The sequence below is a fragment of the Agrobacterium salinitolerans genome (assembly GCF_002008225.1).
Classification (GTDB): Bacteria; Pseudomonadota; Alphaproteobacteria; order Rhizobiales; family Rhizobiaceae; genus Agrobacterium; species Agrobacterium salinitolerans.
Genome location: NZ_MRDH01000006.1, coordinates 12,496 through 26,561, shown reverse-complemented (window position 1 = coordinate 26,561; position 14,066 = coordinate 12,496). Strand labels below are relative to the sequence as shown.

Here is a 14,066-nt window from a genome sequence, read left to right as displayed (position 1 = left end):
CCTTCTCTATCGGCTCCGCAAGCCGATTTTTCAGGCAAAGCCGTTTCCCGGCCTGTCACAAGAATTGAAGGGAAATATGCGAGCCGCATTGTAGAATGCACGCTTTTCCTTTATGGGACCGCTTCAAAGACCAAACGCAACGCCACCAGAATCGGCGTCAACCAAGAGACCTGCAATTATGAACCGTCGCCGCCGTATTTACGAAGGCAAGGCCAAGATCCTCTACGAGGGTCCGGAGCCAGGCACGCTTATCCAGTTCTTCAAGGACGATGCGACCGCCTTCAACAAGAAGAAGCATGAAGTCATCGACGGCAAGGGCGTGCTGAATAACCGTATCTGCGAATACGTCTTCACGCATCTGAACAAGATCGGCATTCCCACGCACTTCATCCGCCGCCTCAACATGCGCGAGCAGCTGATCAAGGAAGTGGAGATGATCCCGCTCGAAGTCGTCGTGCGCAATGTCGCCGCCGGCTCGCTGTCGAAGCGCCTCGGCATTGAGGAAGGCGTGGTTCTGCCGCGCTCCATCATCGAATTCTATTACAAGTCGGATGAGCTTGAAGACCCGATGGTCTCCGAAGAGCACATCACGGCTTTCGGATGGGCCAACCCTGCCGAGCTCGACGATATCATGGCGCTCGCCATCCGCGTCAACGACTTCCTCTCCGGTCTCTTCCTCGGCGTCGGCATCCAGCTCGTCGATTTCAAGATCGAATGCGGTCGGCTGTTTGAAGGCGACATGATGCGCATCATCCTCGCCGACGAGATTTCGCCGGACAGCTGCCGCCTGTGGGACATCGAGACCCAGAAAAAGATGGACAAGGACCTGTTCCGCCGCGATATGGGCGGGCTTGTGGAAGCCTATTCCGAGGTCGCGCGCCGTCTCGGCATCATCAATGAAAACGAACCGATCCGCGGCACCGGCCCCGTTCTGGTAAAGTAGTATCGGCCTCGTAAAGTTATATTGGCCTCGTAGGGTAAATCAGGAGAAGATCAGGTGATCAAGGCACGGGTGACTGTTACGCTGAAGAACGGCGTTCTCGATCCGCAGGGCAAGGCAATCGAAGGCGCGCTCGGCAGCCTCGGTTTCGGTGGCGTCGGCCATGTACGTCAGGGCAAGGTCTTCGATCTGGAGCTGGAAGGCGCCGATAAGGCCAAGGCCGAAACCGACCTGAAGGCAATGTGCGAAAAGCTTCTGGCCAATACGGTCATCGAAAACTACGCCATCGCCATTCTCTAAGCTCTAGGAGCCGCCGTCCATGAAATCCGCTGTCGTCCAACTTCCCGGCCTCAATCGCGACCGCGACATGATCGCGGCTCTGACGAAAATCTCCGGTCAGGCGCCCGTCACCATCTGGCAGACGGAAACGGATATTCCCGATGTCGACCTGATCGTCATTCCGGGCGGCTTCTCCTATGGTGACTATCTGCGCTGCGGCGCGATTGCCGCCCGCATGCCGGTCATGCAGGCCATTCGCGAAAAAGCGGAAAAGGGCGTGAAGGTTCTCGGCGTCTGCAACGGCTTCCAGATTCTGGTCGAGGCGGGCATGCTGCCGGGTGCTTTGATGCGCAACGCCTCGCTGAAATTCGTCTGCCGTGAAGTGAAGCTCGAAGTCGCCAATAGCGACACGGACTTCACCCGCGCCTACGACAAGGGCCAGATCCTGCGCTGCCCAGTCGCCCATCACGATGGCAACTACTTCCTTGATGCGGATGAGCTGAAGTCCGTAGAAGGCAATGGTCAGGTCGTGTTCCGTTATGCCGAGGGCACCAACCCCAACGGTTCGCTGAACGACATTGCCGGCGTCATCAATACCAAGGGCAATGTCCTCGGCATGATGCCGCATCCAGAAAACCTGATCGAGGCCGCCCATGGCGGTAATGACGGCCGCGGCCTCTTCGCTTCGGCGCTGGGCGTCATCGCAGCCTGATAGACCAAGGCGGGTTTCAAGCCCGCCTTTTTTGATGCCGGTTTCCGGCTATGTTTCGGCTTCTCTTCTGGATGACCTGATGCCCCGTCTTTTTCGACACGATGCCTGCAAAGCCGCCGGATTGATCCTTGCGGCAGTGGCGCTTGCCGCCTGCCAGCCGAAACCGCAACCTTCCTCCTCCATCTCCCGCGCGGCCCTGCCAACCATGGAACGCATTGCGCTTGGCGCGAATGTCTGCTGGTTCAAATCGGGCGACGCTGCCTTCAAGGCCTATCGTCTGGCGCCGGAACTCAACTCCTTCTCCGGCCGTCCGCGCATCCTGCTCGTGCCGCGCAACAGCCCGGAATCGCGCCCCATGCTGGTGGTTCAGGCCGAAGGTAACCCGGCAAAGCTCGATGCATTCGGCCCTGTCATGAACGAACCCATGTCCGGCCGCATCGCAACCGACGTCAAACGCTGGGCGAACGGCGGCAAGGGCTGCTGATCGACAAGCGCGAAAACGGGCCCTCGGCAATCCACTAAAAAAACCCGCCAACGCCGGTTGGGATTGGCGTGGCGGGCTGCCGAATGGCTGCTTGGCGCCGGGGAAAGAAGGCGCCGCTCTCCGACAAAATCAAAGCGGCCGCGGCGGCCAGGAAAGGAGTCGGGATTTCGCTGCTTCCTTCAAGGCTTCATCACGCGTAACGCCAATATCCTCCAGCAGATCGTCCGACAGTTCGCGCAAGGCGAGCCGTCCCCGTCGTTTCTGCTGCCAACGGGCCATGCCCGCAATCAGACGACCAATAAGCGTGCGGGCGATCTTGGCCGGAAAGGGCGCCGGTGCGACCATGTCGCCGGCATCGCGGAACACGCGTTCCCGTTCGTAGCCATCAGGATAGAGTGTATCCGCTGTCGAAAGGTATTGATTCATCTTGCGCATATTGCACCTATTGTCTCCGTGCGTTTAAGGTCATTCAATGCAGACAATAAATACAATTGACTTGGCGACAGATACAATGCATAAATTGTCACCATGACAAATTGGCTTCCCGACATTACCGAGGGCGACGGCCCGATTTACCTGCGCCTCGCCGACAGTATCGAAGGCGCGATTTCCGATGGCACCTTGCAGGCTGGCTCGAAATTGCCACCGCAGCGCAATCTTGCTTACGATCTCGGCGTGACAATCGGCACAATCAGCCGCGCCTATGCGCTCATCCACGAGCGAGGCCTCGTCAGCGGCGAAGTCGGCCGCGGCACTTATGTCAATGAGCGGAAGATGCCGGCACCCTCCTCGCCAATGGAACAGGCTGCCCCAGCCTTCGGCGGCACCCGGCATGCCATTGAGGCCACCGGCGAATATCGCCTGAACACCACAGCTGCCCCGGATGTCGGCCAGAGCGTGGTGATCGCTCGTCATATAGAGGCGCTGACGCGCGAGCATGGCTATGACATCACCAATTATGCCCGGACCTTCCCGGATAACTGGTGTAAAGCGGGGGCTCGCTGGCTTTCACAGAATGGCTGGTCGCCGCAGCCGGAAAATATCGTCTCGACGCTCGGCGCCCATGCGGCGGTGATGAGTGTGGTGACGGCGATGACCGCGCCGGGCGACCGTATCGTCTTCGAACAGGTCACCTATTCCCATATCAGCCGTAGCGCCGCCCTTGCAGGACGACGGGTAACGTTGGTCGATGCGGATGAAAACGGCATCATTCCCGAGGATTTTGAGCGGGTCTGCGCCCAGCAGCATCCCAAGATGATCTTTCTGATGTCGGCCGGCCAGAACCCGACCTGCGCCACCCTTCCGGAAGACCGCCGCCGCGCGATTGCGGACATCGCCCGCCGATATGGTGTCTGGATCGTCGAGGACAATCTTTATGGCGCGATGACGCGCGAGGCGATCCCGCTGATCGCCGAGTTCGCACCCGATATCACCTTTGTGGTTGGCGGCCTGTCGAAATCCGTCGCCGCCGGCGTGCGCGGCGGCTGGGTCGCCTGTCCCGCACAATATTCCTCACGCATCCGCATTTCCCACTCGATGCTGACCGGCGGCCTGCCCTTCATGCTGGCCGAACTGAATGCACGCCTCGTCAATAGCGGCGACGCAGACGATATCCGCAAAGATTGTATAACCGAGATCAATCAACGCGAGGCAATCGCCAGACAGGTATTTACCGGGCTGGATTTCAACTCCCTGCCCGATATCGCCTTCCTGTGGCTGAGGCTGCCCGAACCCTGGCTTTCCGGCACCTTCCGCAATGCGGCGATGAAGGAAGGGGTGCTGATCGATGACGAGGACGAATTCAAGGCCGGGCGGACGGACAAGGTTTTCCACCGCGTTCGCATCAGTTTTTCCGGGCCTTCCACCCGCAAGGAGCTGACCCATGCCTTCGGCATCCTCCGCCATCTGCTGGATAACGGCTCCGCCGGCTATGAAAGCGTGGCGTAAACACCGGCGCACAGAGTCTTTCCTGCAACACCCTGCCTAATTCAGTAACTGATCATTTACCGCACCGCCAAACCTGCCATCCTTTGCAAAATTCACAGCGAGGAATGATTCGATGGCAGCAGTCGGATTGAAAAATGCCAGGGTGTTCTTCTTGCTGGCGACGATGTTTGCAGCATACCTCCTCCTCAGCCTAGTGCCGGCCGCCGCCGCGGACGGCGCTGTCTTTGATGAATTGCGGTTTGGGATTACCACTTCACTCTCAAATCGTGATGGCGGCGGCGAAGATGGCGTATTCCCGGCCTTCACCGCCTATTTTGATCCCTTCGCCGGCGCCTCGGCCGTCACACTTGGTGAAAAGCTTGCCCGGCCCCGCCTGCATCTGGGCGCGGAAATCAGCACAGAGGGTGAAGCGAACACCGTTTATGGCGGCGTCAACTGGACCTTCGACCTCAATCCGAAAATTTTCGTCGACCTCGGCTTTGGCGGCCTGTGGCACGATGGCAAACTGAGAAACGGCCCGGGCGAAACGGGAGCGGAATTCGGTTGCCACCTGCTTTTCCATGAATATGCCGCCATCGGATATCGCTTCGACAACAGCTGGAATATTTCGACCCAGATCGAACACGCCTCCCACGCCAATCTATGCGACGGCCCCAATGACGGGCTCACCCGCGTCGGCCTGATGGTCGGATACAAGTTCTGAAGAAGCCAACAAAGCGGCGTTTTGCGGGTAAAACAGCGCATTTTCCTGTCGCACCTTTGAGCCTCTTGCGCTAAAGAACCGGAAACTTTCCTCGGCTCGAACCGCGTGAGACCTATGTCGATTTCAAACTCCATCAAGATCACCCCGGAACTCGTTGCATCCCACGGGCTGAAGCCCGACGAATACCAGCGTATCCTCGACCTGATCGGACGGGAGCCTAGCTTTACCGAGCTTGGCATCTTCTCGGCCATGTGGAACGAGCACTGCTCCTACAAGTCCTCCAAGAAGTGGCTGAAGACCCTGCCGACCAAGGGACCGCGCGTCATTCAGGGTCCGGGTGAAAATGCCGGCGTGGTGGATATCGACGATGGCGACTGCGTCGTCTTCAAGATGGAAAGCCACAACCATCCGTCCTATATCGAGCCCTATCAGGGTGCGGCGACCGGCGTCGGCGGTATCCTGCGTGACGTCTTCACCATGGGAGCGCGCCCGATTGCCGCCATGAACGCCCTGCGTTTCGGCGCGCCGGATCATCCGAAGACCCGCCACCTCGTGGCCGGCGTCGTCGCCGGTGTCGGCGGTTACGGTAATTCCTTCGGCGTGCCGACGGTTGGCGGCGAAGTGGAATTCGACCCGCGTTATAACGGCAATATCCTCGTCAACGCCTTTGCCGCCGGTCTTGCCAAGTCCGATGCGATCTTCCTCTCGGAAGCCAAGGGCGTCGGCCTGCCGGTCGTTTATCTTGGTGCAAAAACCGGCCGCGACGGCGTCGGCGGTGCGACCATGGCGTCCGCCGAATTCGACGAATCCATCGAAGAAAAGCGCCCGACCGTTCAGGTCGGCGATCCCTTCACCGAAAAGTGCCTGCTGGAAGCCTGCCTTGAGCTGATGAAAACAGGTGCGGTCATCGCCATTCAGGACATGGGCGCCGCCGGCCTCACCTGCTCGGCCGTCGAGATGGGCGCCAAGGGCGATCTCGGCATCGAGCTTGACTTGAACGCCGTACCGGTGCGCGAAGAGCGCATGACGGCTTACGAAATGATGCTCTCGGAAAGCCAGGAGCGCATGCTCATGGTTCTCGAACCTTCCAAGGAAGAAGTCGCCAAGGCGATCTTCGTCAAATGGGGGCTGGATTTCGCCATCGTTGGCAAGACCACCGACGATCTGCGTTTCCGCGTGCTGCACAATGGCGAGGAAGTCGCCAACCTGCCGATCAAGGAACTGGGCGATCAGGCCCCGGAATATGACCGCCCGTGGACGCCCGCCAAGGTTCCCGCACCGCTTTCGGAAAACGACGTCCCCGCCGCCGATATCGCCGATGCGCTGGTATCGCTGGTCGGTTCGGCCAACAGCTCATCGCGCCGCTGGGTCTACGAACAGTATGACACGCTGATCCAGGGCAATTCCCTGCAGCTTCCCGGCGGCGACGCCGGCGTGGTTCGCGTCGAAGGCCATGATAAGAAGGCGCTCGCCTTCTCCTCCGACGTCACACCGCGTTATGTCGAGGCCGATCCCTTCGAAGGCGGCAAGCAGGCCGTTGCCGAATGCTGGCGCAACATCACCGCAACCGGCGCTCTGCCGCTCGCGGCCACCGACAACCTGAACTTCGGCAACCCGGAAAAGCCCGAGATCATGAGCCAGTTGGTTCATGCCATCAAGGGCATCGGCGAAGCCTGCCGGGTACTGGAATTTCCGATCGTTTCCGGCAACGTCTCGCTCTATAACGAAACCAACGGTCAGGCGATCCTGCCCACCCCCACCATCGGCGGCGTTGGCCTCCTGAAGGATTGGGGCCGCATGGCGCGCATCCGTTTCGCCGCCGCTGACGAAGTGGTGCTGCTTGTCGGCGCTCCTGCCGGCCTCGGCACCCACATCGCCCAGTCGGTTTACATGCGTGACGTCCACGGCCGCATCGATGGCCCTGCGCCGCATGTCGATCTGGCCGCCGAAAAGAGGAACGGCGATTTCGTTCGCAGCCTGATCACCGATGGTCTTGCCACCGCCGTTCACGATTGCTCCTCGGGCGGTCTCGCGCTTGCGGTTGCCGAAATGGCGATCTCGTCGGGCATCGGCGCGACCATCGACGCGGTCGAAGGTCACAATCCGGTTCTCACCTTCTATGGTGAAGATCAGGGCCGCTACGTCATGACGGTCAAAAAGGCCGATCTCGACGAGGTGCAGACAGCGGCGAAGGCAGCGGGCGTTTCCTGCCCGGTCATCGGTGTTACCGGCGGTGCGAGCGTAAAGCTGGGCACGGCGCGGGCAGTCGAGATTAAAGAATTGCACTTGGCCTATGAATCGTGGTTCCCTCAATTCATGGATGGCGAAACTTTGCTCGCCGCAGAATGAATTAAGGAGAAACACCATGCCCATGAAACCCGGCGACATTGAAGACATGATTAAGGCGGGAATTCCCGGGGCAAAGGTCACGATCCGCGATCTGGCCGGTGACGGCGACCATTACGCGGCAGAAGTCGTTGCAGATGCGTTCAAGGGCAAGACCCGCGTGCAGCAGCACCAGATGGTCTATGACGCACTGAAGGGCAATATGGGCGGCGTTCTGCATGCCCTTGCCCTGCAGACCTCCGCTCCCGAATGATTGCGCCCGTGAAAGCGGCTCCGGTAACAATCCGTCTCTGTCCCATCTGCGGCTGGGCGTGAAATCTGCTGAATAAATCAAAGGCCCGCTTGAGACTCTCACGCGGGCCTTTTTCATGTCCGATATAAGGATCGGATGCCGCTTACAGAACAGGCGGCGTCTGCGAATCCAGATCGGCGAAGGAGGCGGCCGGCAAAGGGCCTGCCGTCAGCAGGGTAAAATCGTAACCGGATCTGCGATCCGGCCCCAGAACATATTGCCGGTGCATGCGCAGGAAGTTGCGCTTGTTCTTCTTATAGCGCTCCGGCGAAAGCGAATGCTTGAAGCGGATCGGCACGATCTTCGGCTGCGGCGCATCGCCGTGACCGGTCAGGGTAACCGTATTGCAGCGATAAAGATGGATCGGATCGGTGAGACACTGGATGTCGAACCATGTCACCTCGGCGTGACGCGCTATTATGCCTACGCTTTGACGAAGCCGTTCAGCGCTCGCCAGGAACGCGCATTGCAAAGCCGCGCCGCCCAGCGTCGCGAAAGACAGTGTCCGGCCATCCAGCGCATCCGGTTTCTGCTCCAGCACGCGGCCGATCGTGGCAAGCGCAAGGCTGGCGCCCATGCTATGGGAAACCACCAGAACCTCATCCGAAGGCTGCTCCAGCGCCGTCAGAACAAGTGCGGCCCTCTCCTCGATCCAGTCGCGGGCAATCGGCTCATCACGGCCGACCGCAAGCGCGAATCGCCAGTCTGCATAAAGATGCAGCGTGTGAAACCGCTCCGCAAACGGCAGGAAAGCCTTCACGAAGAACAGGGCGGCGGCGGGAAGGCTGATCGCAAAGAGCCAGAGCGGTAAAGCGAAAAGCCAGGGCGAAAGGGCGATAGTCGCCGCAAGCGCGCCACCGACAAGCATCAGCAGGAACGGGAAGATGAAGAACAGGCCAAAACGCCAGGCATGGCGGAAATAACGCGCCGCACCGCCCTCACTGACAATGCCCGCCCCGGCCTTGAAGCCCAGCCAGATCTGCCGCCAGACCGGCGCATCGCGCAATTGCGATATCACCGCATTATGGTCGTAAACGAAAATGTCGGAGCGCGTCCGCCAGTCGCCCGCCGCGGCCTCCACCGTGAAAGTCTCGCCCCCGGGCGCATTTTCCAGCGGCCCCACCGTGTAATCCACATCCCAGGTTTTGCCGGCGAGCGCCGCCGCCCGCTGGTAACGCAGATGATGGGCGGCCGCATCGAGCGGATCGAAACCGGGAAAATAAAGAACAAGTCGTGACTTGACGGCTGGCATGCATAGACCTTCAGGCTGGAGACACCCGAAAGGATCGCTTGATACAGTGGGCGATGCACGTATAGTAAAAAACGCGACAGAAATATGATTTATTTATCGGTGAGGGAAATTTGTCTGGCATCGTCGATCAATTGCTCAACGGCGTCGTCAAAGGCGCTCTCGCCGAAGTGCTGACCAAATCCGGCATCCGCAAGACACGCCGCGCGCGCCGGACGAAAAGTACCCGCTCTGCGGCCGGCGGTATCCTCGGTTCCGTGCTGGAAGCCGCAATCAAGGCCGCCGTCAAACCGAAACCCGCCCGGAAACAGGTCAGCAAAAAGCGCACCGCGGCTGCCCGCAGCCGGCAGCGGTATAAATAAAAAGCCGCAGGCCGGATTTCCCCCCTCACGCCATGCCATCGAGACGCATTTTTTACGCTCCCCCGGGTGGAAATCACGGCGCGACATGTTATTTAGAGGCTAACAGAAAGCAGCGGCCTTGAACCGCATGTGAAAGGAATAGGCCTATGAGCGGCATTCACGACATGATCGACAGCGAAGTGAAGAGCAACGACATCGTTCTTTTCATGAAGGGCACCCCGCAATTTCCGCAATGCGGTTTTTCCGGCCAGGTGGTACAGATCCTCGATTATCTCGGCGTCGACTACAAAGGCATCAACGTGCTTGCCGATGCGGACATCCGTCAGGGCATCAAGGACTATTCCAACTGGCCGACCATCCCGCAGCTCTACGTCAAGGGCGAATTCGTCGGCGGCTGTGACATCGTAAGAGAGATGTTCCAGTCGGGCGAGTTGCAGAGCCACTTCCAAGAACAGGGTATCAGCGTCCGCGGCGCGGCCTGATTTCGGCCGGTTCATCCGGCCCACCCTGATTGTCAGAAATTTATGCCAGGCGTTGCTTCATGCAACGCCTTTGCCGTTCTTTTTGGGGCAATCCTGTGACAGAACTTTCACAATCCACCGCTTCGCGCGCAGGCTCGATGGGGCGTACGGAATTCATTGCGCTGGCAGCCATGCTGATGGCAATGAATGCGCTCGCCATCGACATCATGCTACCCGGTCTTCAGGAAATCGGCGCCTCGCTGGGCGTGGAGAATGAGAACCATCGCCAGTACGTCATCTCCACCTATCTTCTCGGCTTGGGCATAGCCCAGCTCGTCTACGGACCGATCTCGGACCGTTTCGGACGTCGCAAGCCAATGCTTTTCGGCCTTGCGATCTACATCGTTTCAGCCGTTGCCGTCGTCTTCGTGCCGTCCTTTGCGGGCCTGCTGTTCCTGCGCTTCATTCAGGGCATCGGTTCGGCAGCAACGCGCGTCATCACCATCTCGATCGTGCGCGATATCTATGGCGGCCGCCAGATGGCGGAAGTCATGTCGCTGATCATGATGGTCTTCATGGTTGTTCCGGTCATCGCGCCCGGCACCGGTCAGATCGTGCTTTTTTTCGGCAACTGGCACCTGATCTTCGCCTTCATGGCCGGAATTGCTGCCATCGTGACGGCCTGGATGTATTTCCGCCTGCCGGAAACCCTGCATCCTGATGACGTCAGGCCTTTCACGGCTCGTTCGATCCTTAGCGGCTTCAAGATCGTGCTCACCAACCGTATCGCGCTCTGTTATACGCTTTCCAGCACCTTCATCTTCGGCGCGCTGTTCGGCTTCATCAACTCGGCTGAGCAGGTCTACAAGGGCATATACGGCCTTGGCGCATGGTTTGCGGCGGCCTTTGCGGGCGTTGCCCTGTTCATGGCCTTCTCGTCCTTCATTAACGCCAGGCTGGTCGGCCGGTTCGGCATGCGCAAGCTGTCGCACGGATCGCTGCTGGGCTTCATCGCCATCACCTTCGTCTGGCTGGTGGTGCAGGTGCTGGGGCCGGAGCCGATGCCTTTCGCCATCTTCATCGTGTTCTTTGCGCTTGCCATGTTCCAGTTCGGCTGGATCGGCTCGAACTTCAACTCGCTCGCCATGGAGCCGCTCGGCCATGTCGCCGGCACCGCCTCTTCCGTTATCGGTTTCATGGGAACCGTGGGCGGCTCGCTGATCGGTGCGGCCATCGGCCAGGCGTTTAACGGCACTGCGCTGCCCATGGTGGCAGGCTTTTTCGTGGTCTCCATCATCGGCCTGATCTTCGTGCTGATCGGCGAAAAGGGCATGCTGTTTCAGGCGCATAACAAGCCGACACGGTAACACCGGTTGAAAAAGAAAAGGGCGCGGAATTCTGTTCCGCGCCCTTTTTATTTGATTGACGGCTGGCGTAACACTCAGCGTCGGCCAGTTTCAGCACCCATTCCCCACTCTTGGCGTCATCCTCGGGCCTGACCCGAGGATCCATCGCTTCAACCGCCTGTGGATCCTCGCCTCAAGGGCGAGGATGACAGAGGTGAGGTAGATGATGTCCACCATCAAGCCGCAACCTTGTCACGCCACCTCAAACCGTAAAAATCTTCTCCCGCAGCAGCTCCCATGTCTGCTGGTCAGGCGCAAGCAGCAGCCCGCCATCCACATGGCTTGGCAGATAGGGCGAGCCGTCGAGGCGCGCCGCATAGGCGCCCGCTTCCTGCGACAGCAGCGTGCCGGCCAGATGGTCCCAGGGCATCAGCTTGTTGTACATCAGGAAATGCATGTGGCCGCCGCAGAACAGGCGATATTCGTGCGCAGCACAACGGTAGCTGGTGAAGAGCCGCACATCCGCCAGATTCATCAGGATCTTGCGCCGTGTTTCCACCTCGAAATAGCCGGTATTGGCGATGCCGACCATCTGCGACAGTTCCGGCGCCGGCACGACCGACATCTGCGTCTGCGAACCATCGGCGCTGCACAGCCATGCGCCGGAGCCCTTTTCGGCAATCGCCCAGTCGTTGCCCATGGGGTCGAAGATCAGCCCCGCAACGGTCTCGCCCTTGGAAATGACGCTCATCATCACGCCGAAGAGCGGCAGGCCGGAAGCGAAATTATAGGTGCCGTCGATGGGATCGACCACCACAGCCAGATCGGCATCGGCAAGCTTGCCGAGCAGCGAGGCATCCGCCGCCACCGCCTCTTCACCGATGAACAGGGCGTCAGGCATGATCTCCTGAACGCGGGCGCGGATCAACCGCTCGGCGGCCTCGTCGCCCTCTGTGACGAGGTCTATCGCCTCGGTCTTCATCCGTACATCGCCTTCGCCCAGATTGCGGAACCTTGGTAAGATTTCCACTGCCGCCGCCTCCTGAAGCGCATTGGCAAGAGAGGCGATGTCGAGTTCGAGAGCCATGGGCGATATCCTTCTATTTGGGCGTGATGTTATAAGGCGACGATTTCCCGTCGCAGCATCTTCCAGCTTTCCTTGTCGGGGGCGGATAGGATGCCGCCCTCCGTTTGTCCCGGCCGATAGGGCGTATTGTCGAAACGGGCCGTGTAGCCACCCGCCTCTTGATGAATGAGCACGCCGGCGAGATGATCCCACGGCATCAGCTTTTCATGGCCGATGAAATGCAGCTTGCCGGCCGAGGCGAGCCAATATTCATGTGCCGAGCAGTTGAGCGACAGTGCCATCTTGATCTTGGCCATATTGGCGGCAATCACCGGCCGGCGATCCTGATGGCTGTGGCCCCAGGAAAAGATGCCGACCATATCGGACAATGGCGCGGGATCGGCAACACTGAGCTTCGCCTGCGAACCGTTCCTGCGGTTGAGAAACGCGCCCTCGCCTTTCAGGGCAACGATGGTATCGCCCATCACGGGATCGTGGATGATGCCCGCCACCGTCTCGCCCTTGACGGTGACCGCAAGCAGCGTGCCGAAAGCGGGAAAACCGGAAGCGTAATTGAAAGTGCCGTCGATGGGATCGATCACGAAGGCAAGCGGCGCATCGGCAAGGGCTGGAATGACGGATTGGTCCGCCTCATAGGCCTCTTCGCCGACGATATGGGCCTTCGGAAATCGCTGAAGGAGAGCAGCGGTGATCGCCTTTTCCGCCAGAACATCGGCCTCGGTGACCAGATCGACGGCCGAGGTCTTTTCGGAGATCGCACCGGCGCTCAGGTTTCGGAAGCGGGGAAGAATTTCATTTGCGCCGGCAGCGGCAACGGTGGAAATAAGAAAATCGATATCTTTGTCGGAAAGGGTCATCGGGCGGGGCACTTCTTCATAAGGGGGAGTTGGCCTCCCTACGCTCTTCAGGTGACGCCCCGGTGACAGAAAGCGCCGAAAAATCAAAAAGCTTGGGATCGAGCAGATGCGACGGATTGACATGGGCAAGCGCCCTCAGCATCACGTCCTTGCGGCCCGGCATACGCCGCTCGATGTCGGCCAGCATCTCCTTCATGGCATTGCGCTGAAGCCCGTCCTGCGAGCCGCAGAGGTCGCAGGGAATGATCGGGAATTCCATCGCCGCCGCGAATTTCGCCATATCTTCCTCGGCGCAATAGGCGAGCGGGCGCATGACCATCAGGTCGCCCTCATCATTCAAAAGCTTCGCCGGCATGCCGGCCAGACGGCCGCCATGGAAGAAGTTCATGAAGAAGGTTTCGAGAATATCCTCGCGGTGATGGCCGAGCAGCAGCGCGTCGCAGCCCTCCTCCCGCGCGATGCGGTAGAGATTGCCGCGCCTGAGCCGCGAACAGAGCGAACAGTAGGTGCCGCCGGACGGCACCTTTTCCTTCACCACGGAATAGGTGTCACGATATTCGATGCGATGGGGCACACCGATCTTCGCCAGATATTCCGGCAGGACATGCTTTGGAAAATTCGGCTGGCCCTGATCGAGATTGCAGGCGACCAGTTCCACCGGCAAAAGGCCGCGCCATTTGAGATCGAGCAGCAGCGCCAGAAGACCGTAACTGTCCTTGCCGCCGGAAAGGCCGACCAGCCAGCGCTTCTGGCCCTTCAGCATGCCGAAATCTTCAAAGGCCTGGCGGACGTTGCGCAGCAGCCGCTTGCGCAGCTTGTTGAACGAGACCGAGCGCGGCGCGTTGTCGAACAGCGGGTGCGAGTTACCGCTCTCTTCCGGCGGTTCCTGATCTGCCCCGACCTTCTCCGCGATGTCATCGATCCTGGTGAGAATGTTCATCATCCGCTCGCTCCGGCACGACTGCCGTTCTTCATGCAGGCAATGCCCCCATCCGCCGGCA

The 14,066-nt window shown here is 59.7% G+C and carries 16 protein-coding genes; 11 read left to right on the top strand and 5 right to left on the bottom strand.

What is annotated here, in order from left to right; genetic code table 11:
- Positions 1-178 precede the first annotated feature (178 nt).
- From purC to BS627_RS04115, 4 genes are all read left to right on the top strand, one after another.
- Complete coding sequence (gene purC / locus BS627_RS04130; RefSeq protein WP_077982034.1) at positions 179-943, top strand: phosphoribosylaminoimidazolesuccinocarboxamide synthase; 765 nt, start codon at positions 179-181, stop codon at positions 941-943.
- A gap of 54 nt (positions 944-997) precedes the next feature.
- On the top strand, positions 998-1,240 hold the full coding sequence (purS, locus tag BS627_RS04125) for a phosphoribosylformylglycinamidine synthase subunit PurS (RefSeq protein WP_003507918.1): 243 nt from the start codon (positions 998-1,000) through the stop codon (positions 1,238-1,240).
- Between the two features lie 19 nt (positions 1,241-1,259).
- On the top strand, positions 1,260-1,931 hold the full coding sequence (gene purQ / locus BS627_RS04120; RefSeq protein WP_077982033.1) for a phosphoribosylformylglycinamidine synthase subunit PurQ: 672 nt from the start codon (positions 1,260-1,262) through the stop codon (positions 1,929-1,931).
- Positions 1,932-2,010: 79 nt separating this feature from the next.
- A complete protein-coding gene (locus BS627_RS04115; RefSeq protein ID WP_077982877.1) occupies positions 2,011-2,415 on the top strand; it encodes a hypothetical protein in 405 nt (134 codons plus the stop codon).
- Positions 2,416-2,544: 129 nt separating this feature from the next.
- On the opposite strand, the gene BS627_RS04110 is transcribed toward BS627_RS04115, so the two are convergent.
- Entirely contained in the window at positions 2,545-2,850 is a 306-nt protein-coding gene (locus BS627_RS04110; RefSeq protein ID WP_077982032.1) for a DUF1127 domain-containing protein, read from the bottom strand.
- A gap of 93 nt (positions 2,851-2,943) precedes the next feature.
- Between BS627_RS04110 and BS627_RS04105 the strand changes: the two genes are divergently transcribed.
- From BS627_RS04105 to BS627_RS04090, 4 genes are all read left to right on the top strand, one after another.
- The gene (locus BS627_RS04105) at positions 2,944-4,362 is read left to right on the top strand and encodes an aminotransferase-like domain-containing protein (protein WP_077982031.1); all 1,419 of its coding nucleotides are present in this window, start codon (positions 2,944-2,946) and stop codon (positions 4,360-4,362) included.
- 112 nt (positions 4,363-4,474) lie between these two features.
- Complete coding sequence (locus tag BS627_RS04100) at positions 4,475-5,065, top strand: acyloxyacyl hydrolase (RefSeq protein ID WP_077982030.1); 591 nt, start codon at positions 4,475-4,477, stop codon at positions 5,063-5,065.
- Between the two features lie 114 nt (positions 5,066-5,179).
- Positions 5,180-7,414, top strand: coding sequence for a phosphoribosylformylglycinamidine synthase subunit PurL (gene purL, locus BS627_RS04095; protein WP_077982029.1), 2,235 nt, complete (start codon positions 5,180-5,182; stop codon positions 7,412-7,414).
- A gap of 16 nt (positions 7,415-7,430) precedes the next feature.
- Positions 7,431-7,664: a BolA family protein gene (locus tag BS627_RS04090; RefSeq protein WP_003516012.1), complete on the top strand. Its 234-nt coding sequence runs from the start codon at positions 7,431-7,433 to the stop codon at positions 7,662-7,664.
- Between the two features lie 142 nt (positions 7,665-7,806).
- Here the strand turns inward: BS627_RS04090 and BS627_RS04085 are convergent, their stop codons facing one another.
- The gene (locus BS627_RS04085; protein WP_077982028.1) at positions 7,807-8,955 is read right to left on the bottom strand and encodes a hypothetical protein; all 1,149 of its coding nucleotides are present in this window, start codon (positions 8,953-8,955) and stop codon (positions 7,807-7,809) included.
- A 110-nt stretch (positions 8,956-9,065) separates the two neighbouring features.
- Here BS627_RS04085 and BS627_RS04080 point away from each other — a divergent pair, with 110 nt between their 5' ends.
- From BS627_RS04080 to BS627_RS04070, 3 genes are all read left to right on the top strand, one after another.
- Positions 9,066-9,314 (top strand): hypothetical protein, encoded by a 249-nt coding sequence (locus tag BS627_RS04080; RefSeq protein WP_077982027.1) that lies wholly within the window; start codon positions 9,066-9,068, stop codon positions 9,312-9,314.
- Between the two features lie 146 nt (positions 9,315-9,460).
- Positions 9,461-9,796: a Grx4 family monothiol glutaredoxin gene (grxD, locus tag BS627_RS04075; protein ID WP_004442454.1), complete on the top strand. Its 336-nt coding sequence runs from the start codon at positions 9,461-9,463 to the stop codon at positions 9,794-9,796.
- Between the two features lie 137 nt (positions 9,797-9,933).
- A complete protein-coding gene (locus BS627_RS04070; RefSeq protein ID WP_077982026.1) occupies positions 9,934-11,142 on the top strand; it encodes a multidrug effflux MFS transporter in 1,209 nt (402 codons plus the stop codon).
- Positions 11,143-11,383: 241 nt separating this feature from the next.
- Here BS627_RS04070 and BS627_RS04065 read toward each other — a convergent pair whose 3' ends face one another.
- Genes BS627_RS04065 through ttcA form a run of 3 tightly spaced genes read right to left on the bottom strand, consistent with a single transcriptional unit; the run spans position 11,384 to position 14,008 of the window.
- Positions 11,384-12,208 (bottom strand): inositol monophosphatase family protein, encoded by an 825-nt coding sequence (locus BS627_RS04065; protein WP_077982025.1) that lies wholly within the window; start codon positions 12,206-12,208, stop codon positions 11,384-11,386.
- Between the two features lie 29 nt (positions 12,209-12,237).
- Positions 12,238-13,065, bottom strand: coding sequence for an inositol monophosphatase family protein (locus tag BS627_RS04060; RefSeq protein WP_077982024.1), 828 nt, complete (start codon positions 13,063-13,065; stop codon positions 12,238-12,240).
- A gap of 16 nt (positions 13,066-13,081) precedes the next feature.
- On the bottom strand, positions 13,082-14,008 hold the full coding sequence (gene ttcA / locus BS627_RS04055; RefSeq protein WP_165691123.1) for a tRNA 2-thiocytidine(32) synthetase TtcA: 927 nt from the start codon (positions 14,006-14,008) through the stop codon (positions 13,082-13,084).
- Positions 14,009-14,066: the final 58 nt, after the last annotated feature.

Coding starts and splice junctions, on each gene's coding strand:
- BS627_RS04090 (WP_003516012.1), top strand. CDS start 7,431: ATGCCCATGAAACCCGGCGACATTGAAGACATGATTAAGGCGGGAATT.
- BS627_RS04110 (WP_077982032.1), bottom strand. CDS start 2,850: ATGCGCAAGATGAATCAATACCTTTCGACAGCGGATACACTCTATCCT.
- ttcA (WP_165691123.1), bottom strand. CDS start 14,008: ATGATGAACATTCTCACCAGGATCGATGACATCGCGGAGAAGGTCGGG.
- BS627_RS04115 (WP_077982877.1), top strand. CDS start 2,011: ATGCCCCGTCTTTTTCGACACGATGCCTGCAAAGCCGCCGGATTGATC.
- BS627_RS04100 (WP_077982030.1), top strand. CDS start 4,475: ATGGCAGCAGTCGGATTGAAAAATGCCAGGGTGTTCTTCTTGCTGGCG.
- purQ (WP_077982033.1), top strand. CDS start 1,260: ATGAAATCCGCTGTCGTCCAACTTCCCGGCCTCAATCGCGACCGCGAC.
- grxD (WP_004442454.1), top strand. CDS start 9,461: ATGAGCGGCATTCACGACATGATCGACAGCGAAGTGAAGAGCAACGAC.
- BS627_RS04060 (WP_077982024.1), bottom strand. CDS start 13,065: ATGACCCTTTCCGACAAAGATATCGATTTTCTTATTTCCACCGTTGCC.
- BS627_RS04105 (WP_077982031.1), top strand. CDS start 2,944: ATGACAAATTGGCTTCCCGACATTACCGAGGGCGACGGCCCGATTTAC.
- BS627_RS04085 (WP_077982028.1), bottom strand. CDS start 8,955: ATGCCAGCCGTCAAGTCACGACTTGTTCTTTATTTTCCCGGTTTCGAT.
- BS627_RS04070 (WP_077982026.1), top strand. CDS start 9,934: ATGGGGCGTACGGAATTCATTGCGCTGGCAGCCATGCTGATGGCAATG.
- BS627_RS04065 (WP_077982025.1), bottom strand. CDS start 12,208: ATGGCTCTCGAACTCGACATCGCCTCTCTTGCCAATGCGCTTCAGGAG.
- purC (WP_077982034.1), top strand. CDS start 179: ATGAACCGTCGCCGCCGTATTTACGAAGGCAAGGCCAAGATCCTCTAC.
- purL (WP_077982029.1), top strand. CDS start 5,180: ATGTCGATTTCAAACTCCATCAAGATCACCCCGGAACTCGTTGCATCC.